Origin of the sequence: Parafrankia colletiae, assembly GCF_001854655.1 — a bacterium.
Lineage (GTDB): Bacteria > Actinomycetota > Actinomycetes > Frankiales > Frankiaceae > Parafrankia > Parafrankia colletiae.
In genome coordinates, this window is the sequence record NZ_MBLM01000128.1 from 1 (window position 1) to 20,778 (window position 20,778).

The 20,778-nt window shown below is 69.5% G+C and carries 15 protein-coding genes; 4 read left to right on the forward strand and 11 right to left on the reverse strand.

Annotated elements, in window-relative coordinates:
• The first annotated feature begins 141 nt into the window (after positions 1 to 141).
• Positions 142 to 1,164 (forward strand): AMP-binding protein, encoded by a 1,023-nt coding sequence (locus CC117_RS19860; protein ID WP_256385400.1) that lies wholly within the window; start codon positions 142 to 144, stop codon positions 1,162 to 1,164.
• Between the two features lie 15 nt (positions 1,165 to 1,179).
• On the opposite strand, the gene CC117_RS19865 is transcribed toward CC117_RS19860, so the two are convergent.
• The 4 genes from CC117_RS19865 to CC117_RS19880 all read right to left on the reverse strand — a co-directional run bounded on the left by CC117_RS19865 (position 1,180) and on the right by CC117_RS19880 (position 8,017).
• A complete protein-coding gene (locus CC117_RS19865; RefSeq protein WP_071086359.1) occupies positions 1,180 to 2,241 on the reverse strand; it encodes a phosphotransferase family protein in 1,062 nt (353 codons plus the stop codon).
• 152 nt (positions 2,242 to 2,393) lie between these two features.
• Complete coding sequence (locus tag CC117_RS19870) at positions 2,394 to 3,533, reverse strand: lipocalin family protein (protein WP_071086361.1); 1,140 nt, start codon at positions 3,531 to 3,533, stop codon at positions 2,394 to 2,396.
• 372 nt (positions 3,534 to 3,905) lie between these two features.
• Positions 3,906 to 6,362 carry an ATP-binding protein gene (locus CC117_RS19875; RefSeq protein WP_131803098.1) on the reverse strand — a complete coding sequence of 819 codons (2,457 nt, stop codon included), beginning with the start codon at positions 6,360 to 6,362 and terminating at the stop codon, positions 3,906 to 3,908.
• Positions 6,363 to 7,009: 647 nt separating this feature from the next.
• Positions 7,010 to 8,017 carry a TIGR03617 family F420-dependent LLM class oxidoreductase gene (locus CC117_RS19880; RefSeq protein WP_071086364.1) on the reverse strand — a complete coding sequence of 336 codons (1,008 nt, stop codon included), beginning with the start codon at positions 8,015 to 8,017 and terminating at the stop codon, positions 7,010 to 7,012.
• 61 nt (positions 8,018 to 8,078) lie between these two features.
• Here CC117_RS19880 and CC117_RS19885 point away from each other — a divergent pair, with 61 nt between their 5' ends.
• Positions 8,079 to 8,951: an enoyl-CoA hydratase gene (locus CC117_RS19885; RefSeq protein WP_071086366.1), complete on the forward strand. Its 873-nt coding sequence runs from the start codon at positions 8,079 to 8,081 to the stop codon at positions 8,949 to 8,951.
• A gap of 99 nt (positions 8,952 to 9,050) precedes the next feature.
• A complete protein-coding gene (locus tag CC117_RS19890; RefSeq protein WP_071086368.1) occupies positions 9,051 to 9,527 on the forward strand; it encodes an SRPBCC family protein in 477 nt (158 codons plus the stop codon).
• 59 nt (positions 9,528 to 9,586) lie between these two features.
• Here the strand turns inward: CC117_RS19890 and CC117_RS19895 are convergent, their stop codons facing one another.
• Positions 9,587 to 12,109 (reverse strand): FHA domain-containing protein, encoded by a 2,523-nt coding sequence (locus CC117_RS19895; RefSeq protein WP_071086370.1) that lies wholly within the window; start codon positions 12,107 to 12,109, stop codon positions 9,587 to 9,589.
• Positions 12,110 to 12,297: 188 nt separating this feature from the next.
• A complete protein-coding gene (locus CC117_RS19900) occupies positions 12,298 to 13,149 on the reverse strand; it encodes an alpha/beta hydrolase (protein ID WP_071086371.1) in 852 nt (283 codons plus the stop codon).
• Between the two features lie 476 nt (positions 13,150 to 13,625).
• On the opposite strand from CC117_RS19900, the gene CC117_RS19905 reads away from it, so the two are divergent.
• Entirely contained in the window at positions 13,626 to 14,540 is a 915-nt protein-coding gene (locus CC117_RS19905) for an SCO6745 family protein (protein ID WP_241830263.1), read from the forward strand.
• A 33-nt stretch (positions 14,541 to 14,573) separates the two neighbouring features.
• On the opposite strand, the gene CC117_RS19910 is transcribed toward CC117_RS19905, so the two are convergent.
• From CC117_RS19910 to CC117_RS19930, 5 genes are all read right to left on the reverse strand, one after another.
• Positions 14,574 to 15,791: a cytochrome P450 gene (locus CC117_RS19910; RefSeq protein WP_071086373.1), complete on the reverse strand. Its 1,218-nt coding sequence runs from the start codon at positions 15,789 to 15,791 to the stop codon at positions 14,574 to 14,576.
• Between the two features lie 167 nt (positions 15,792 to 15,958).
• Positions 15,959 to 17,470 (reverse strand): aldehyde dehydrogenase family protein, encoded by a 1,512-nt coding sequence (locus tag CC117_RS19915; protein WP_071086375.1) that lies wholly within the window; start codon positions 17,468 to 17,470, stop codon positions 15,959 to 15,961.
• Positions 17,471 to 17,490: 20 nt separating this feature from the next.
• Positions 17,491 to 17,823: a DUF4286 family protein gene (locus CC117_RS19920; RefSeq protein WP_071086377.1), complete on the reverse strand. Its 333-nt coding sequence runs from the start codon at positions 17,821 to 17,823 to the stop codon at positions 17,491 to 17,493.
• A 142-nt stretch (positions 17,824 to 17,965) separates the two neighbouring features.
• Positions 17,966 to 19,435 carry an aldehyde dehydrogenase gene (locus CC117_RS19925; RefSeq protein WP_071086379.1) on the reverse strand — a complete coding sequence of 490 codons (1,470 nt, stop codon included), beginning with the start codon at positions 19,433 to 19,435 and terminating at the stop codon, positions 17,966 to 17,968.
• 209 nt (positions 19,436 to 19,644) lie between these two features.
• Positions 19,645 to 20,460: an SDR family NAD(P)-dependent oxidoreductase gene (locus CC117_RS19930; RefSeq protein WP_071086381.1), complete on the reverse strand. Its 816-nt coding sequence runs from the start codon at positions 20,458 to 20,460 to the stop codon at positions 19,645 to 19,647.
• Between the last annotated feature and the right edge of the window lie 318 nt (positions 20,461 to 20,778).

A 20,778-nucleotide genomic window follows, 5' to 3' on the forward strand; every position in this document is an offset into this window, starting at 1 on the left:
CCACCGCAGCGAACTCGGTCGCATCGATGCCGACGTCCAGGCTGCCGTCGGCCTCCAGAAAATCAACGAACAGCAATCCGAACGAATACTGAGCTTCGAGAGGATCAAGAGAGTTTCTGAATAACTTCCCTGTCCAGGCAGATCGGGTACAGCTGGGGCCGGACCGCGGATGACGTGGTGTGGACACCGCTGCCGATGTTCCACTACAACGCTCTGGTCACGGCCGTGGTCGGAACACTGGTGTACGGCGGGCGGGCGGCTGTCTACCGGAAGTTCTCGGTCTCGAACTTCTGGCAGGAGATGAACCGCACGGGCGCGACGATGACCTCGACCCTGGGGACGATGGCCTACCTGCTGGCGCACGACGTGGACCGGCCGGAGATGCCGCGCTCGGGCGCGCCGGAGGCGAACCGGACCCTGCGGCTGATGGGCGCGGCGCCCCTGCCACCCGAGGTCGACAACGTGATCCGTACCAGGTTCGGGATCGAGACCTTCTCCGGGGCATACGGCGTGACCGAGGCGAGCCTCATCTCCTGGCAGCCGCCGGGGGTACGCAACAGGCCGCGTGCCGCGGGGATCATCAACACCGAGTACTTCGACGTTCGGATCTTCGACGACGAGGACAACGAACTGCCGCGCGGCACCGACGGCGAGATCGTGATCCGCCCGAAGCGCCCGCACGTGATGTTCGAGGGCTACTGGGGCCGCCCCGAGGTCACGGTGGAGACCAGCCGGAACTGGTGGTACCACACCGGCGACATCGGAAGGATCGACGAGGACAGCTACCTCTATTTCGTTGATCGCAAGGCCGACTACCTGCGCCGCCGGGGCGAGAACATCGCCAGTTTCGAGGTCGAGCGCATCCTCATGAGTCACGGGCAGCTGGCGGATGTCGCCGTGCACGCTGTGCCCAGCAAACTCACCGAGGACGACGTGAAGGTCACCACGATCCGCGTCGCTGGCTCCACGCTCACCGAGGAGGAACTTTTCCGCTGGTGCGTGGAGGCGCTTCCGTACTTTGTTCTTCCGCGCTATATCGAGTTCCGTGACGAGCTGCCCCGAAGCCCGGTCGGCCGGGTTCTGAAGCGTGAGCTGCGCGCCGAGGGCGTCACGGGGGCCACCTGGGACGTCGAGGCGGCCGGCGTCACCTACGAGAAGCGATAGGACGAAGCTCGTGGGTCAGACCCGGGACAGGACCCGGTGGAGCCCCTGGCTGACCATGTTGTCGTAGGGAAAGGTGTCGGGCATGAAGCCCATGTCGACAACCAGCTTCCCTATCCGAACCATGATTACTGCGAACCGGAGCCCCGCGAACACCTCGAAGTAGTCGAGGTTGTCGGTGGGGCGTCCGGTGATCGACTGCCATAGCGCGGCAGTCTCGTCGTGTGAGGGAAAGCCCGGCAGGCGGTTGAGGCCGGCTCCGGTGGTCAGCGTCTCGTCGGCGAAGACCCACCAACCCAGGTCCAGGAGAGGGTCCCCGACGCTCGTCATCTCCCAGTCGAGCACCGCGGCCACCTCGAAGTCCTGGAAGATGAGGTTGCTGAGCCGGGCGTCCCCCCAGCAGAGCGCCGGAGCGTCGACAGGTGCTGACGGYTGGTTGCGCTTCAGCCAGGCGAGTGCGTCCCTGGCCAGGTCGAAGGGCTTGCCCTCCTCGGCCCAGGCCAGGAACCGTTCATAGCGGTCGATCTCCGCGCCCACCGGGTCCTCCTGGCTCTCGAGAAGGCCCGGGGGGAGTCCGAGGTCGGCAAGCGGAGTGGTGTGCACGCCCGCCAACGCACGTACGCCGCTTACCCAGGCGCGGTGCTGCTGTTCGGGGGAGGCGTCCGCCAGCCAGCCAGCCGACGCGTAGGGCGGGGTGTCGCTGGGGATCTGGCCAGGGACTCTGTCCATGATCCAGAATGGGGCGCCGAACCAGGACCTGTCCGGCTCGAACCAGTGCATGCGGGCCATCGGCACGCGGGAGGCGTCGGCGAGGGCACGCATCACGTGGAACTGCAGCGCGAAGGTGTCGTCGGGGAACACCACATAACTGGTCGGCGCGATGCGTGCGACCAGTTGGTGCTGTTCGGGCCCGGAGGGGCCGGTCCAGACGGCGCCGAAGAGGACTGTCTCGTTGGAGGCCCCGGTCCCGGCCGGGATGGTCGGCTCGTCGACCTCCACGTCGGTCAGTCCGCGGACGTCGGTGAGCCAGGTGCGCAGGCGGCTGGCGGTCTCACGAGGATCTCGTAACTGGAAGTCCATGACCTGGCCTAACTGTTGTAGCGACTGAAAAGAACTATATGTTTTGAGGGGTGGGTGCTGCCGGCCTGGCCGACCGGGTGGCGGGCCCACCGCGGGACCCGCCACCCGGATGCACAAGCATGGGACCGACAGCAGGAGGTGCTGACTGCAGGTCAGATACCCAGGAGGTCCTTGACCGACTGCCAGACGTAGCCATGGCCAGGCATTTCGATATACGGAATTACCTCGGCGTAGGCCTGCCCGGTCACCGCCTGGCCGTTGACCGTTCCGGACACGGTCGTCGTGCCCTCCCAGTACGAGCCCACCGTGATGAGATCGCTGTAGACCTCCTGATCGGGGAACTGTGAGGTCACGTTCAACGTGCCGCCCGGAACACTGACAGTCCAGTTCTGGGGATAAACGATGCCGGTATGTGGACTGGTCCAGCTACCGAGCGCCGTGTGGCTGAGCTGGTTCGCAGGAAGGTCCACGGTGCTACCATCGGCGTTGACGAGAGTCCCGATCGTCTCGACGTAGTTTTTGTGTTCGTCGCGGATGAAGTAGAGCATGTACTGTGTGTTGTTGGACAGCTGGATGCTGTACCATTCCCAGCCGCCCTTGCCGGGGTTCCAGTTGCCCCACTGGTGGTCCATCCAGGCTTTGCCGGTCACGTTCACCAGCAGGCCGTGGTCGAAGAGCTTCCCGGAGACGTCGAGGTTCGTCTGGGAGTAGTAGCCCGACTCGCCGAACGGGCCGTAGGGGATCACGCCATCGGTCCCGTGCAGCGCCGCCGGGGTGCTCTGCTTCAGCGTCAGGCCACTGTACACATAGCTCAGGTCGGGGAAACCGCCCCAGATGTGGTTGACGCCGTTCTTGCCGTCCATGTGCACGCCACCGACGTCGAAGCTGAATCCTCCACCGGCCGGGGTCCTGTCATCCTGAATGCTGTAGATGTCCCTGTTCTGCTTGAAGGTGCCTCGGGTCAGGTCCGTGACAGAAATGTTCACGTTGTAGATGACCCCGTGCGGCGCGGTGTTGAGCCCGTCGTTACGAACGACCATGGTTTCGAAGCCGTACGAGTGGTTCTTGCCGAAGACGTCCTTTCCGGCAAGGTGGCCGGTGAAGTACCACCACTCCATCCCCGCACTCGGATGCGCGGACTCGTCCGTCGGCAGCGACACCGGGGGTGTCGCCGCCGAGACCACTGGTGCCTGCGCCGCGACCAGTGCGAGGCCGGCTGTCGCGCATAAAGCGAGCGAGACCAGTCTTCGGAAACGCGGCCTTCTTGCTCGGAAACCCTTGGTCGACGCCATGAATTCGCTCCTCTCGTAAACTGCGTTCGTACGATGAGGCAGTCGCCTCGCGGCCCGTCGGCGGAATTTCTGCATCGCCGAGGTTCGTGGATATCGGCGACCGCCGAGCGGCAGGCGAAAACGCCGATGTGACGTTCACTCGAAGAGAGCCAGAGGATTGTTTCCGTGGCCGAGCGAGGATCCCTTGCCCAGCCCCTGGGGAGAGGCATCCAGCGTCGGTCTTGCATCCGGTGAATACGAGCGCCCTGGAATATGTCGACCACATCGACGTCCGAGGCGACCGCGACGATCGCCCGGGCTTCCCGGTCGCGGGTGGGCCGCGAGAGTCCGGACGGTCGTCACCGGCATGCGACGATCACCCGACGAGTGAACCTAGCCGATACATCTAGAAATTTCAAGCCTACCCTTGGGCTGCTCTGAACGGGCCCCGCCCGCCTGCTGTCCGCCGGCCGGCGCCTCGGAGGGGCGACCAAGCTGGTCGGTCAACCACACGGCGACCTTGGCCCGGGAGTGGAATCCAAGCTTGCTGAGGACCTGGTGGACGTGCGACTCCGCGGTGCGCGGGGCGATCACCAGCTCCGTCGCGATCTCCCGGTTGGTCCGCCCCAGCGCCAACAGGGCGACGACCTCTCGTTCACGGCGGGTCAGCCCGGCTTCGGAGAGCGGGCCGGCCTCGGTGATCCAGGTCGCGACACCAGGCGGTGCGGCGGCGTCCCGCTCATCCATGCCGCTGGAGCAGGCCTCCGTCAGGGTCAGCTCTGCGCCGCGCGTCCACGCGGCGTCGAAGGAGGAGTCGCCGAGCGACCGACGGCACTCCGACTCACATTCACGACGAAAGCGGAACAGGCCGGGGAGGGCCGCGGTCGATGTCCCCATGCGCGACCACAGCCGGTCCGCGGCGCCGAGCAGCACCGCGGTCGTCACGTGCCGCCCGCGGCTGGCTTCGATCCAGGCGATGGTCTCCATGCACAACGCGAGGCTCAGCTGGTCGGACCGGCTGGCCGCGAAGGTCAGCGCCTCCCGGGCGCTCGACAGCGCGGCGTTCGAGTCACCAGTGCGCCAGGTGGCAAGCGCATAGGGCCACGCCGTGTACATACGCAGCGCCGGCACGTGACGCAGTTCGGCCATCGCGCCGCACGCCCCGTGGTAGCGCCCCGCCGCCGTGGGGGCGGGACCGAGCGCCGCGGCCACGGTGAGCATCGCGAGGGTCTCCAGCTGACGGTTGACATCACCGACCACACGGAACCGCTCCAGCGCGAGTTCGAGGTGTTCCGTCGCCACCGACTGGCCGGTATACAGCGCGTGCAGACCGTCCAGCTGGGTGATCAGGGCGGCGGCCGAGGCGTCCTCACTGCCTGCGGCCAGCTGCGCGCCCTGGTGCAGGATCGCCGCCGACGCGACCGCATCGCCCTGTAAGGTTGCCAGCCAGCCGGCCGCGTGCACGCCCCGGAGGCGATCCAGCACGGTTCCGTCGTCGGCGCGGAGGAACCGCGCGAGCCAGGTCCGGCCCTCGTCGAACCGCCCGTCGGCCACCCAGTAGTAGTGCAGCGACCGTGCCATGGTGAGCCCGTGCGCGTGGTCGTGCGCTTCGGCGCTGTACGCCATCGCCCGCTGGAGGTTGGCGTGGTCACGGCGCAGGCGACGCAGCCACTGCCGGCGGTTGGTGCCCAGCATCCCGCCCGCCGCCCGGACCGAGAGATCGAGGAACCAGTCGCGGTGAGCCCGGCGCACGGGGGCGTCCTCGCCGCTGTCCCGGAGCTTCTCGTAACCGTACTGACGCAGCATCTCCAGGAGCCGGAACCGGGCCTTCCCGGAACCTGCCTCGGGCATCAGAATGGATTTGTCCACCAGCGACAGGATCAGGTCGAGTACGGGCTCAGGGAGCCCCGAACCCTGACAGATCCCCTTCACCGCATCCAGCTCGAAGCCGCCGGAGAACACCGAGAGCCGGGCCCACAGGTGCTGTTCCTGCCTGGTACAGAGGTCGAAGCTCCAGTCGATGCACCCTCGCAGCGTGCGCCGGCGTTCCGGCATGCGGCGACCGTCGTGCGCCAGGACCTCGCTGCCTTCGCGGAGCAGCCGCAGGACCTCGGCTGGCGACAGAGCCCGAAGCCTGACCGCCGCCAGTTCGATCGCGAGCGGAATCCCGTCGACCAGACGGCAGATGTCCACGATCGCCTCGCGGTTCTTCCGCGTCAGATCGATGCCCGAACACACCGCGCGGGCCCGGTCCAGAAACAGGGCGACGGCGTCACCGGCTGACTCGCTGCGCCCTTCGAGGCCGGGCCCCTCAGGCACCGAGAACGGCGTGACCAGATACGTGCACTCGCTCTCGACGCGCAGCGACTCGCGGCTCGTCGCAAGAACGCACAGCCGCCGGCACGCCCGCAGCAGGCTGTCGACCAGGTCGGCACAGGCGTCCGCCAGGTGCTCGCAGTTGTCGAATACCAGCAGCAACCGCTTGTCGCGCAGGTGCCCCAACAGCATGGTCAGAATCGTCTGTTCCGCTGGCGGCGAGCAGCCGAGCGTGGCCGCGAGCTGATGTGTCAGCAGGTCTGGGTCACGCAACTGCGCAAGTTCGACGAACCACACCCCGTCGGGAAACTCGCCGCGGACATCCGCGGCGGTGCGCAAGGCCAGCCGGGTCTTGCCCACACCGCCCGCGCCCACGAGGGTGACCTGCCGAAACCGCCCGAGTAGCTGCCTGAGGTCGGCACGCTCCTGCCGCCGGCCGACAAAGCTGGTCACCTCTGTGGGCAGGCCCGTTCCGGGGAGCCGCGGCGACGTGGACGCGGTCATGGTCAATTTTTTCCGAGTGCGAGACAACACGTCAAGTCGCGACCCGCGGGCTGTCTGGCGCCCGGCGACGCGGTGGGAGCGATCGGAGAACTGTCAGACATCCCCGTAGGCCGTCTACGTAGTTCCACTGTGGACGGGCCCGGGAGAAACGCCGATCCTTTTCCCACGGCTGGGTCCGGCATCCCAGCCGCTCCGCACGTCCGGATGCGCGTCCCGGACAGCCCGCCAGACCCCGGGCATCCGGGTCCCTGGTCCAGGCACGTCGAGTACCTGGAGGATCCGTCGATGACGCCCCTTTCGGTAACTACAACTACCCCACACACCAGAAATCCCGTCAGAAGCCACCACCGAACAGCCAGGCACTGCTACCGATGTCACACGTCGTGGCGGCGAGCACTCCGCTGGCAACGCCTCTCTCACCCGAGTCCCGGCTGACCGGCGGGCGGCAGCTCCCGATCCTGTCCCGGACGCCCGTCATCGCCGTCCGCGACGGGCGGCGGTGGCCTGGGCCAGGGCCGAGTTGAYGGTGGCCGGACGATGTCCGCCGGAGGCCCTGCTCCGCCAGATCCACGCGCGTACGCCTGCGGAGGAGCAAGCCCGGGTGCCCCGTCGCGTCGTGGTGGATCCGGCATCGAGCCCCACGCACCGAGAGGCTGCGCAGGCCGGGTCCTGACCTCTCAGCAGCAGGCCCGCAGCCGAACCACGAGGTCGGCGACGGCGTCGGAGTCGAGGCTGGCAGGCGGGGTGAACGAGAGGCGGGTCAGCAGCCCGGAGTAGCGCGTGGCGATACGGCCGGGCAGCTCACCGGGGGCGGCGACGATCGCGAACGCCTCGACCATCTCGTCGGTGATCAGTCGGGCCATGTCGGACCAGCGCCCGGCCTTCGACAGGGCGGTCAGCTCCTCGTTCGCGGCCCCCCAGCCGTGCAGGTCGAAGACACCGCGATAGGCAGGGGTGGAGGCGTAGAAGGCGATCTGGCCGCGGACCTGCGGGAGCTTCCGCTCGATCTCCTCGTCGGTTCCGGTCACAATGAACGGGGTGTTGGCGACCTCGAAACCGTCCATTGTCGCACCCGTTTTCTCGCGGCCGGCGCGCAGGGCGGGCAGGGTACGCTCACGAATCCACCGGTCGGTGGTGTAGCCGTGGCAGATGAAACCGTCGGCCACCTCACCTGCGAGGCGGGTCATCGTCTCGCCGACCCCGGCGAGAAGTACCCGGGGTGGGCCGAATTCGTGGTGGGGCGGCACGAAATCCCGAGGCATGAGTGTGTGCTGGTAGTAGGTGCCCTGAAAATCCAGAGGGCTGCCGTCATGCCAGGACGACCAGATCGCCCGCAGCGCGCCCACGAACTCGCGCAGCTGTGCGGCGGGCCGCCCCCACGGCATGCCGAAGCGGCGGGTGACGTGCGGCTTCACCTGGGAGCCGAGGCCGAGCAGGAACCGGCCGCGGGAGTGGCGCTGCAGGTCGTCGGCGGTGTAGGCCAGGCTCATCGGCGAGCGGGCGAACGCCACCGCGATGGAGGTGCCCACCGCGAGGCGTTCGGTCACCTCGGCGGCGACGGCCAGTGGCAGGAACGGATCCTGGTTGAYTTCCCCCGCCCACACTGCGTCATACCCGCGGGATTCCAATGCGCGGGCGCGATCCGCTGCACCGGACAGTCCACTGAGCGTACCRTCGACTTTCACCCCGCAAAGAATACTTCCTCACGCCGTCCGTGACACCCTTCTCACCATCCGAGGCGCGCACATGACCGAATCCGAGTCCGCACCTGTCATCCTGACCGACGTCCGCGACCGCGTCGCCATCATCACCCTCAACCGGCCCGCGGCCCGCAACGCGCTGAGTCGGCAGCTCACCCATGCATTGTGGGACGAGGTGTCCGCTGCCGGTGACAATCCCGACGTCGACGCTGTCGTCCTCACCGGCGCCGACCCGGCGTTCTGCGCGGGGGTCGATCTGCGGGAGGTGTCTGGCGAGGTGCCACCGACCGACACCGAAAGACCGCCCGGCGCCGGCCCCGAACGTGACACCAACGGCCTGTACCGGTTCCTGCCCGTCATCGCCAAACCCGTCATCGGCGCGATCAACGGTGTCGCGGTCACCGGCGGCCTGGAGGTGGCGTTGCAGTGCACGTTCCTGGTGGCCTCGGAACGGGCGCGGTTCGCCGACACCCACGCCCGGCTCGGGGTCATGCCGGGTGGTGGGGTCACCGTTCTGCTCGCGCAGTCCATCGGGTGGCGGGCGGCTGTCGAGATGTCCCTGACGGGAAACTTCCTGACCGCGGACGAAGCACTGCGCCTGGGCCTGGTCAACCGGGTCGTCCCGCACGCCGAGCTGCTGCCCACCGCCCGCGGGCTCGCCGCCGACATCGTCAGCAACGACCAGCGCAGCGTCCGCCGGCTGCTGCGGCACTACCGGCAGCTGGCGAACACCGCCACCCTCGACGAGGCGCATCTCGTCGAGGGTGTCCTGGCGGAGACGTGGCGGCGCGGCACCGCCGACGTCGCCGCCCGCCGGGCCGCCGTCACCGCCCGCGGGAAGGCGCAGGCCTGCGAAGCGCATCCCGGACCGGCACCGTCATCGACTGCTCGTGCGCGCCCGACCGATGCCGCACGATGACTACGCACCGAGCGGCGTAGGGACGTACACGGGCCGCGTCGTACCGGCGGATCCGATACATCGATGGTTCTGGCAACCTGCGGGTGCGAGGCTTCCGGTATGACGACGGAACGGTTCGAGGTCCGGCGGCAGATCGCTGCGCCGAGGGAGGACATCTTCGCGGTGCTGTGCGACCCGCAGGGGCATGTCACGATCGACAGCTCCGGGATGCTCCAGTCCGCGGAGGGGAAGCCCGTCACCGGGATCGGCGACGAATTCGTCGTCCACATGGATCGGGAGTCCCTGAACGACTACCCGCTGGGGAAGTACGACGTCACCGTCGTCATCACCAGGTTCGTTGCGAATGCCGAGATCGAGTGGACGATCACCGTCAAGGACTGGCCGCGTATCGGGCACCGCTACGGCTACCACCTCGAGCCGAGCGAGGTCGGCACTCTGGTGACGTCCTACTACGACTGGAGCGAGATCACCGAGGACTTCCGTCAGGGCGTTTTCCCGGTTATCCCTGAGGCCGGTCTGCGGGCGACCCTCGGCATCCTCGCCCGCACCGTCGAACAGCAGCGGCCCGACCACTGACGCCTGGCTGTCCCGATCATTCCTGGGCCCGCCGAGCCCGCCGAGCCCGCCGCGCGCGGTCAGGGGCCGCGGCGAGCGACCGGTGGGTCGAGTCTGTGCAGCAGCAGTGCGGCGACGCCGATGCTGACGAGTCCGATGGCGCCGACCGCGGCGAGGTCGACGAGGTAGATCGGCGCCTCGTGGCGCCAGATCGGGTCGGCGGGGACGCCGGGGTTGAGGTATTCGACGTCGATTCTCTGGACGGCGATGAGGTCGGTCACCGACGCCGTGGCGGCGTAGCCCCAGCGGCCGGGGAACAGCCAGGCGAGCTGTTCCAGTCCTGGCCGGCCCGCCACCGGCACCAGGGGGCCGGCCAGCACCAGCTGCGCCGCCGAGAACACGACCAGCGGCGGAAGCGCCTTGTCGGCGTTGTCGACCAGTGCGGACACCGCCAGGCCCACCATGGCCGAGGCGACCGCCGTCGCGGTCACCGCCGCCGTCATCTCCGCCATCGGATGGGAGGTCAGAACGCCGTCCGCCGGGGCACGCCCGGCCAGGGCGATCATCGTGATCACGATGCTCTGGGCGGTCGTGATCAGTGTCTGCACCAGCACCTTGGAACCGAGGTACGCGGTGGTGGACAGGCCGATCGAGCGTTCCCGCAGGTAGACCGGTCGTTCCTTGACGAGTTCCCGGACCGAGTTGGACATGCCCAGGAAACAGGCCATGATGATCACGATGAGCAGTGCCCGGATCGCGTCCCGGTTCGGCTCGCCGGTGGGCGCGGCCCGTAACCCGTGTGGCGTCTCGACCAGGCGGGGGATCAGCCCCAGCATGATCGGGTAGCCGAGGAGCATGCGCAGGTAGGACGGGTCGGAGGCGATGATGCGCAGATATCGGCGGCTCAGGGTGAGCAGCTGGGAGAGCACTGGCTGCTGGCGGATGCCCGGCAGCGGTGCCGGTTCGGATCTGGCGGACGGCATGACGGTCGAGCTGTGGACGAAGTAGCCGGAGGACTGGTAGGTGCGGGCGAGCCGAGCCGCCCCCCTGGCGCTGGTGAGGGCGCGGAAGGCCTCCGACCAGGTGGCCTTGCCGAGGAACCGCAGGGCGTGCTGCGGCGGGCCGAAGTAGGCGACGTGCCCGCCTCTGGCGAGGACGAGCAGATAGTCGCACAGGTCGAGCTGGGCGACGCTGTGGGTCACCACGACGACGGTCCGGCCGTCGTCGGCGAGCCGCCGCAGCGCCTCCATGACCTCCTGGTCGAGCCCGGGGTCGAGGCCGGACGTCGGTTCGTCGAGGTAGAGCAGGGTCGGCTGGGTGAGTAGCTCCAGCGCGACGCTCGTCCGCTTGCGCTGGCCGCCGGACAGCTTCGCCACCGTCAGGTCGGCCACGTCGACGCCATCCAGCCAGCTCGTGCCGTCGGACTCGTCGTCGGAGGCGTCGGAGGCGTCGTCRGGACGCGTTTCGTTCCCGGGGGCGAGGCCGAGCTCGGCCAGCACCGCGTCGATGCGTGTCTGACGTTCCTGCCTGGTGGTGTCAGCGGGAAAACGCAGCCGCGCGGCGTACCCGAGGGCCTGCCGGACAGTGAGGGATCTGTGCAGGATGTCGTCCTGCGGCACATAGCCGATGCGCCGGCGCAGTTCGTCGTACTCGACGTAGAGGTCGCGGCCGGCGTAGCGGACGGTTCCCGCATCCGCCGGGCGGAAGCCCGTGAGTGCGTTCAGCAGCGTGGACTTCCCCGCCCCGCTGGGCCCGATGATGGCGAGTAACGCCCGTCCCGGGAGCCGGAACGTGACGTCGTGCAGCAGCCGGCTCTCCCCGATGTCGACGCTCAGGCCGTCGGCCTCGAAGAGGACGTCACCGGAGTCCACGTACTCGATCAGCCGTACCGGGACAGTCCGTGGGCCCGTCGCGCAGGCCGTCCCAGCCGCCCCCGCTGGACCGGCCGCCCCCGCTGGACCGGTCGCGCCGGCGGCGACGTGGAAGACGTGGTGCCCGATGGCGATGATGTCACCGGAGCGCAGGACGGCCCGGTGGATCCGCCGGCCGTTGACGAAGGTGCCGTTCGCCGACCCCAGGTCGACGATCCGTGCACCGCCGCGGTCGACGAGGATCTCCGCGTGTTCGCGGGAGGCGAGCAGATCACCGACGACGATGTCGTTCGACAGCGCCCGCCCGACGGACGTCCGGCCTCGACGCAGCTCATGCGTCCGGCCGGGTTCGCGGGTCTGGCCGGAACGACCCGCATCGAGCCGGCGTGGTGGGACCGACGGGCCGGCGATCCTGCGCCTGATCGGCTCGGTGGCGGGCGCCGAGTCGGGAGTCAGCGTGATCCGTGGCCCGTCCACCGCGCCGAGACGCAGCTCCGACTCCGAGTGGACGAGCATCCGGCGCATCCGCCGTCCCGCCAGCCAGGTTCCGCTGGTGCTGATGTCCACCACGGTCCAGCCGTCGGACGTCGACTCGATCAGCAGGTGCCGGCGCGAAACCCGATGGTCGGAGGCCACCAGGTCGGCGTCCACGCCACGACCGACAACGAACGACTGGTCCGGCGAGACGACAAGGAGCTCATCCCAGCCACGAACGGTCAGACTGGCCGACATGTTTCTTTTCCCCCGTCGCCCGAGTTCGGACAGAACTGTCCAGAATATCGCTGGCGACTTTCCCTGCCCCACCTCGACCGGCTGACGGCGACGTGCCCGGTCCGCGACCGTCAGCCTGACGGTCGCGGACCGGGCGTCGTCCTGTCTGCCGTGACAGGCCGCTGGTACCCGGAGTACCTCGACTCCGGTCAGCCGAGGTTGCGCTGCTGGACGTCCCAGTCGGGGTCGGCGCACAGGCCGCAGGACGGACCGGCGAAGCGCTGCCCCGCCGTCTGGTCGCCCTTGAGCTGCCACTTCAGCCAGTCCTTGCCGACCTGGGCGAACTCGCCGCCGTTCGTCTGGCCGTAGGTGCCGTAGTGGCCGACATCGAGGCTGCCCAGGAAGGCGGGCAGGGTCGGCGGCAGCTTGCTCCAGTCGTCGAGCGCGTTGGCGTGGGCGATGTCGCTCTCGCCGCCGGTGATGTAGGCGACGGGTGCGTGCAGCTCACGCAGCTCGGGCTTGGGACCCGTCCCGAACAGGCCACTGTTCCAGATCACGCTGGTGGTTATCCGCGGGTCGGCGCTGACCTCGATGGCCTCGAGCCCGCCGCAGGACTGCCCCATGGCCGCGATCTTCGTGGTGTTGAGTTTCCCGCGGTACTTGCCGAAGAGCCGGCTGTTCTCCCGGACGGCCCAGTCGATCCCGTCGGTCAGCCAGGATGCCTGGGTCTGGCCGGTGCCGCCAGGGCGGCCGTTGGCGATGACCAGAAATCCGTGCGACGCGATTTCCAGCAGGAAGTCATCGAACCAGGTCCCGTCCGCCCGGCAGGCGCCGTTGCCCCAGACGACGATCGGCAGGGTCGTGTCAGTGGGCAGGGTGCGCGGTCGGTATACGGTGTGGTTGGATAACCGGAGGTCGGTCTCGTACATCGCGGGATACGGCCCGGTCCCACTCCCGGCCGGTACCTGGGCGTTCACCGCGGGGACGGCGACGAACAGTCCTGCGAGTGCGAGTGCGAGGCTGGTCACCACAACGCAGGTGCGCCGAACAAAAGGTCTCATGTATTTCCTCCGATGCATCGGCGAGTGTCGCCGATTTTGCGGTCGAAGCTAGGTTGATGAACGCCCGGAGTCAATACAGTGCATGTCCCTGGAGCGGTCTTTCGGCCTGAAGGTGGAGTCGGGTCAGGTGAGGGAAGCGAGCGAGAAAGCGGAAATTATCCCTCCCTTTTCGGGGTCACCTCCAATGCGGGCTACCTGACCGTCGTAGTGGCCGGAAACTGCCTGGGGGCCTTCCTGGCGTACGTTTTTCGCAGCCGGGAAGAATATCGGCGGCCAGCGCGCGCAACTCCTGACAGGCCGCCGGAGGCGGCCGGAGGAGTGGGAAGGGGTGGGAAGGGGTGGGCAGTGACCTGTCCCAGCCCGGTCCACATGACGGGATCTCGACGTAGCGGACGTCCAGCGGTGGGTGGCGGCGGTGGCGGTGGCGCGCAGGCGGCTGGTTGACCCGGGTCGGACGCCGGTGTTTGGCTCGGGAGATGCCGGATGACGACCTGCCTGGTGACGGTGACGGTGTGGCCCGGCGGATGTGGCAGCTGTTCGAACCGGTGCACGCCGTCAGCTACTTCGCGCCGGCCTGTGCTGCGGCGTTCGAGGGTGCCGGTCTGCGCGGGTTCTGGCGGGGCTACTTCGCCGGGCGGTCGGCGCCACTCGGCCCGGTCGGTGCGGCGCCGGTCGTCGGCTGCTTCTTCGGGTTCGCGCCGGCGATGGTGGCACGGGCGCTGCCGGACATCTGGACGAGGATCACTCCCGCGGAGGCACTGACCGCCCGGCTCGACGGTGCCCGCGAGGCCCTGGTCCCGCTGCTGGCGCAGACGCGGCCGGGCGAGCTCGTCGAGCTCGCCGGGGTGCTGCGGGCGGCCGCGGAGCGGGCACCGGTCGCCGGCCGCGTGCTTGCCGCCGCGAACGCGGCCCTGCCCTGGCCGCAGGACCCGATCGGGGTCCTCTGGCAGGCCACGACGATCCTGCGGGAGCACCGCGGCGACGGCCATGTGGCGGCGCTGGTGACCGCCGGCCTCGACGGCGCCGAGACCGCTGTCTGGCGGGCCAGTCTCGGCGGTGTCGGCAGCGGCGGTGCCGGCGGTGTCAGCCGGGAGGATCTGCAACGCGCGCGCGGATGGTCCGACGCCGCGTGGGTCGACGCAGCCGGCCGGCTCCGTGCCCGCGGCTGGCTCGACGACACCGGCCGGCCGACGGAGGCGTCCCGGTCCGCCCTGCACGCGGTCGAGGAGACGACGGACCGCGCCGCCGCCTCGGTCTGGGAGCCGCTCGGCCCTGACGAGATCGAACGGTGCGTCGCGCTGCTGGCCCCCGTCGCCAGGCGCGCCGCGGCCCTCCTGCGGTGGCCGAATCCGATCGGTGTGCCCGACCCGCGGGAGTCAGGCTCCGGCTAGGCGTCAGGCGTTCCGACTCCTGGAGCGCCGCGCCTACGGCTGGACCGCCAGCGGGCCGGCGCCCGCCTCCCGAGGGCCGGGGGTGAACGCGATGGGGAGGGAGTTCGGGGCGCGGGTGAGGGTGTTGTGGAAGTGGATCTCGGCGCCGTCGGCGACGCGGATGTCGTGGAGTCGGCGGAGCAGTTCCTCCAGCGCGATCCGGAGGTTCTGCCGGGCGAGGTTGGAGCCGATGCAGCGGTGTGGGCCGGCCCCGAAGGCCAGGTGACGGTTCGTGGCCCGGTCGAGGTCGAAGGCCTCGGGGGAGGGGAACTCGTCCTCGTCGTAGCCGGCCGAGGCCCAGTAGAGGAGAACCTTGTCGCCCTTCCTGATCTGCTGACCGCCGAGTTCGACGTCCCGGGTGGCCGTGCGGGCGATGGCGACGAACGGCCCGTCGAGCCGCAGCAGTTCCTCGACCGCCTTCGGGATCAGGTCCGGCTGGGCGCGCAGCTGCGCCGGGATCTCGGGGGAGAGGCAGAACCGGTGCATCATCAGGCCCAGCGCCCCCGCGGTGGTCTCAAGACCGCCGAGAACGAGGAGCTGGACGATGCCGATGATCTCCTGCTGGGCCAGCGGCCGGCCGTCGAACTCGGCCTTCAGGACGGCGTCGACGACATCGCCGCGCGGTGGCTCGCCGCGCCGGCGCTCGACGAGGGCGGTGATCCACGCGGCGAGGCCCGCCCAGGACGCCGCCGCGTCGGGGTCGTTGGGAATCGACGACGTCGAGGCCAGCCGTGACACCTCGTCGAGGTCCTCGGGTGGGGCACCGAGACCGAACTCGAAGAACGTCAGGCTCGGCAGCGGCCGGGCGAAGTCGTCCATGAACTCGCAGCGCCCGCTCTCGACGAAACCGTCGATGAGGCGGGAGACCAGCGCCCGGGTGGCCTCCTCCCACGGGGCGATCATCTGCGGCGTGAAGTGGGCGTTGATCAGCTTCTTGTAGGCGCGCTGCTCGGGCGGGTCGACCTCGACCGGAATATTGCGGACATGCGTCCGGCTCGGCGGGATGTTGAGGCCGTCGGTCGAGGTGAAGGTCGCCCAGTCCTGGGCGACCCGCAGCACATCCTCGTATTTCGTGATGACCCAGAATCCGCCGTGCAGGTCGCTGTGGGCCACCGGGCACAGCGACCGCATCCGGGCCAGGGATTCGTGCAGCACGGGAGCCAGCTGCGGCGAGACATGGTCGAACTCGCGGAGAAGCCAGGCGTCGGGCATCGCGGCCGGCGACGCGCTCGACCCGTTCGACGTGCTAGACCCGTTCGACGTGCTAGACCCGTTCGACGTGGTTGGCGTGGATAAGTTCGTGTCCATGGTCGCTCCTGAAAGGGAGGGGCAGCGCTCGATTCGGCCGGGGAGGGGAGAGAAGGCGGTCAGTCAGTCGCTCAGTCCGTGTTGATCCAGACGGACTTGACGTTGAGATAGCCCTGGAGTGACTRCTGGCCCATCTCGCTGCCCCAGCCGCTCGCCTTGTGGCCGCCGAACGGCACTGCCGGGTCCAGCTGCAGGAAGGTGTTCACCCACACGGTGCCGACCCGCATCTCGGCGGCCAGCCGGTGCGCCCGGCCGACGTCGCGGGTCCACATTCCGCCGGAGAGGCCGAACGGGGTGTCGTTCGCGCGGGCGGCCACCTCGTCGTCCGAGTCGAACGGCAACAGGCACGCCACCGGGCCGAAGATCTCCTCGCGGGCGATCCGCATCCCGTCCTCGACGTCGGTGAAGACAGTGGGCGCGACGAAGTAGCCGTCGGCCAGGCCGTCGTCCGTCAGCCGGCTGCCGCCGGCGATGGCCCGTGCGCCTTCTTCGCGGCCCAGGTCGAGATAGCCCGTGACGCGGTCGAGCTGCTCGGCCGACACGACCGGGCCGATCTTCGTTCCCGGTTCCAGGCTCCTGCCGACCCGCAGGCTCCTCGCGAACGCCGCCACTCCGTCGGCGAACTCGTCGTAGATCGGGCGCTCCACGTAGATGCGGGTGCCGGCGCAGCAGATCTGGCCCGAGTTCGAGAACACGGCCATCGCCGCGCCGGGGATCGCCTTCGCCAGGTCGGCGTCGGCGAACACGACGTCCGGCGACTTGCCGCCGAGTTCCAGCGTGAGCCGCTTGAGGTTGCCGGCGGACGCCCGGACGATGTGCTGACCGACGGCGGTCGAACCGGTGAAGGCGACCTTGTCGACGTCGGTGTGCTCGGTGAGCGCCGCGCCGACGGTCTCGCCGAAGCCGGTCACGATGTTCACGACGCCGGCCGGCACCCCGGCCTCCAGGAGCAGCTCGCCGATCCGGACGGCGGCGAGGCCGGCCTCCTCGGCGGGCTTGAGCACCATGGTGCAGCCGGTGGCCAGCACCGGTGCGATCTTCCAGACGGCGTTGCTGACCGGCCGGTTCCACGGCACGATCGCCGCCACCACGCCGACCGGTTCCCGCAGCGTGTAGGTGAAGAAGGCTCCGGGGAGCGAGTTCGGGATGGTCTCGCCGTGGATCTTCGTGGCCCAGCCGGCGAAGTAGCGCAGCACGCTGGCCTCCCACGACGTGCGCGTGTGACCCGGCCGCTGCCTGCCGATCGGCAGGCCCATGTCCAGCGCCTCGAGGAGACGGAGCTCCTCGTAGTGCTCCTGGAGCTTCTCGGCGCAGGCCCACAGCAGGTCCTGGCGCTGCGCCGGTTTCATCGCACGCCACGGGCCGGCCTCGAACGCGGCGCGGGCGGCGGCCACCGCGAGGTCGGCGTCCTCGGCTCCGCCCTCGGCCAGCTCGGCGATCACCCGGCCGGTGGACGGGTTGATGCTGGGGAACGTCCTCCCGCTGACCGCGTCGACCCAGGCGCCGCCGATCAGCAGCTTCTTCGGGCCCGCCTCCAGAAAGGGAAGCACCGGCGATTCAGGCAGGACGGCGCCTGTCGTCATCGGAACTCCTGCCCGCGCGGCTACCCGCGCAGCTCGTAAAAGGTGAGAGTCGGCGGTGGCTGCATCGCCACCGTCCTGCTGCGTGGGACCCGACCGTCGGCGGAACGCGCCCTCAGCTCGCGGAGCATCGCGTCGACGTCGTCGGTCTCGATCTCGTAGATCGTGAGATACCGAAACGAGCCCGGGGGCACCTGAAGATGGCCCGCCTCGCGGACGTGATAGCGACGGGCGGCGAGGAACCCGGGCACCTGGAGAATGCCCGGGATGTGGTCCTCGTCGTACCACCGGTTGTACTCCTCCTCGAGCTCCGCGCTGACGGGGCTCGACTGTGCGATGAGGACACCGCGGGGCATGGCCACCTCCGGATGGGCGGTGTGGCCGGCCGGGAGGCCCCGTCCTGCGCGGGCCTGGYCCGTGGGGAATCCCGATCGACGCGGCTGCGGGGGTTGTCGGCGCGGAAGCGCGGTCGGTCTCGGTYGGTCTCGGTCGTCCTGGTCAGGCGTCGGGCAGCAGCGCGGGGGGCAGCCCGATGCTGCGGGTCTCCAGAAAGCTCCGCAGCCCTTCGGGACCGAGCTCACGGCCGAGCCCGGACTGCCCGAACCCGYCGAACGGCACCAGGGGGAAGGGCGGGTAGGCGCCGTTGATCGCGACGGACCCGGTGCGGAGCCGCTTCGCGACGTCGAGCCCGCGGGACGGGTCCGTGGTCCACACGCCGCCGGACAGGCCGTACTGGGAGTCGTTGGCGATCCGGACGGCGTCGTCGGTGTCGTCGTAGGGGATGAAGCTCAGGACCGGGCCGAAGATCTCCTCCTGTGCGACCCGCATGCCGTTGTCGACGTCGCCGAGGATGGTCGGTGCCACGTACCAGCCCTTCGGCAGGTGCGCCGGCCGCCCACCACCGGCGACCACCCGCGCGCCGTCCGAGACGGCACCCTGGATGTAGCCCTCGACCCGGGTCCGCTGCCGCTCGGCGACCAGCGGCCCCACCACGATCGACGGGTCGTGCGGGTCACCGACCGGCACCGCGTCCGCCGTGGGGCCGGCGATCTCCAGCGCCTCCCGGTAGCGCGAGCGCGCCACCAGCACCCGGGTGTGCGCGCCGCAGACCTGGCCGGACAGGTGCATGCCGCCCTTCACCACCGCCGCGACGGCGACCGCCAGGTCGGCGTCGTCGAGGATGACCGCGGCTGACTTCCCGCCGAGCTCGAGGGAGACGCGCTTCACCTGCTCGCCGCACAGGGACATGATCCGCTTTCCGGCGGCGGTCGAGCCGGTGAAGGCGATCTTGTCGACGCCTGGATGCCTCACGAGATGCTCCCCGGCCTCGCGGCCACCGGGCAGGACGTTCACCACGCCCGCCGGGATGCCGGCCTCGATGGCCGCCTCGGCGAGGAGGTAGTTGCTCAGCGGGGCCTCGGCCGGCGGCTTGACCACGACGGTGCACCCGGCGGCCAGCGCCGGTGCGACCTTCCACGCGGACAGGGTCACCGGGGCGTTCCACGGCACGATCGCGGCCACGACCCCGACCGGCTCGGAGGTCACCAGACCGCCGCGGGCGCCGGTCCGGACGAGTCGCTCGAACTCGTAGGTGCGGATCAGCTCGGCGTAGTACTCGAAGACGGGGGCGACGAGACCTGTCTGGGCCTGCTTCGACTGGCTGACGGCGCAGCCCATCTCGTCGACCGTGACCCGGGCGATGTCGTCCTCGTGCTTGCGCAGCGCGGCGGCGAGCCGGTCGAGCGCGTCGGCGCGTTCGGCGGGGCTCAGTCGCGGCCACGGGCCGTGGTCGAAGGCGGCGCGGGCCGCGGCCACCGCGCGGTCCATGTCCTCGGCGGTGGCGAACGGGACCTCGCCGACGGGTTCCTCCGTCGAGGGCGAGATGACCGTGGAGGGCTCGCTGGCGCTCGGCTTGGCCCACGTRCCGTCGATGTAGAACGTCCGCCGGTACATCAGCTGATCGCTCATCGTCGTCTCCCTGGGTCGTTCTCCGGCGGACTTTAGCATCGGGAGCGAGCGCTCGCTAGCAGAGCAAGATCTTCCCAGCTCCGGGTGTTGGTCCGGGGTGATCAATAATAGGTGAGTACTTACTTCACTATCGAATCAACGTAATCATGGGCGCGGGCGGCTGTCGACCGGGAGGCTGGAGGTCAGGTCGGACCGGAGGTCAGGTCAGGTCAGAAGGTGGCGGAGAGTGCCCAGGGGCCGTCGGGGAACGGCTGGCCGAGCAGATCCATGCTGTAGGTGATGCGGCCGGTGACGGATCCCGGGGGGGTGGCGCAGAGCGCCAGCGTGGCGTCGGCCATGGCGCTGTCCGGCTCGACCGGTGCGTTGTCCGGGGTGTGCGGGGAGACCACGGCGACGCCCGGGGTCATCACCAGACCGGAGGTGCCGAGGGAGTTGACGCCGACGCCGGTGCCCTCGAGCTCGGCCGCGAGGCCGGTGGTGAGGCGGTCCAGGGCGCTCTTGCACATGCCGTACGGGGTGCAGCCGTCGCTGGCCCAGTCCGGGTACGGCGGGCCGATGGGGTGGCGGGCCTGTTTGGACGTGATGTTGACGATCCAGCCGCGGCCATGCTCGACCATCCCCGGAACGGCCAGCTGGCACAGTCGGAACGGGGCGTGGACCATCATCTGGAACATCAGCCCGTAGCGTTTCGGGGTGATCTCCAGCGCCGGCCCGTAGAAGTTGACGCCCGCGTTGTTGACCAGGGTGTCGACCGGCCCGAACAACGCCTCGGCGCGTTCGACGATGGTCTCGACGTCCGCGGGCACGGTGATGTCCGCCTGGACGGCCGCCGCCCGCCCGCCGTCCGCCTGGATGCGCCGCACCATCTCGGAGATCGAGCCGGGCAGCGGGGAGGTGTCCGGCTCCAGGGTTCTGGCGACCAGGGCGACCGCCGCGCCCTCGGCCGCGAGCCTGCGCGCGATGTTCGCTCCGATCCCCCGGCTCGCGCCGGTGATGATTGCTACGCGGCCATCCAGTGATCCCACGAGTCCTCCGAGGCTTGAACGCTCCGAGCCGGCGTGGCCGGGACAGGCGCTGGTCATGCTAACAGAGTGAGCAAACACTCTGTGCTGTTCGGGCTGCTCGCAGGACGTCCACCGGGCGGCCGCGGAGCGCCTGTGGGGGCGCCATCTTTTCGTGCGCCCGCGCGAGGCGCCGAATCTTGTGAGGTGAGCAGTCGCTGAGCTACCGTCGCTGCTGGGCGGAGTTCGCGCGCCTGTCAGGCCGATGGTCCGCCGCCGGCGGAGGGTGGTCGCAGGCGGAGGGCTGCCGTYGCCGTAAGCCGCGAGGCAGGGCTGGGCGGA

What these genes read in the sequence shown, in the direction of transcription:
- CC117_RS19870 (WP_071086361.1), bottom strand. Translation starts at nt 3,533, where the DNA reads ATGGCGTCGACCAAGGGTTTCCGAGCAAGAAGGCCGCGTTTCCGAAGA.
- CC117_RS19920 (WP_071086377.1), bottom strand. Translation starts at nt 17,823, where the DNA reads ATGCCCCGCGGTGTCCTCATCGCACAGTCGAGCCCCGTCAGCGCGGAG.
- CC117_RS19885 (WP_071086366.1), top strand. Translation starts at nt 8,079, where the DNA reads ATGACCGAATCCGAGTCCGCACCTGTCATCCTGACCGACGTCCGCGAC.
- CC117_RS19910 (WP_071086373.1), bottom strand. Translation starts at nt 15,791, where the DNA reads ATGCCCGACGCCTGGCTTCTCCGCGAGTTCGACCATGTCTCGCCGCAG.
- CC117_RS19890 (WP_071086368.1), top strand. Translation starts at nt 9,051, where the DNA reads ATGACGACGGAACGGTTCGAGGTCCGGCGGCAGATCGCTGCGCCGAGG.
- CC117_RS19900 (WP_071086371.1), bottom strand. Translation starts at nt 13,149, where the DNA reads ATGAGACCTTTTGTTCGGCGCACCTGCGTTGTGGTGACCAGCCTCGCA.
- CC117_RS19905 (WP_241830263.1), top strand. Translation starts at nt 13,626, where the DNA reads ATGCCGGATGACGACCTGCCTGGTGACGGTGACGGTGTGGCCCGGCGG.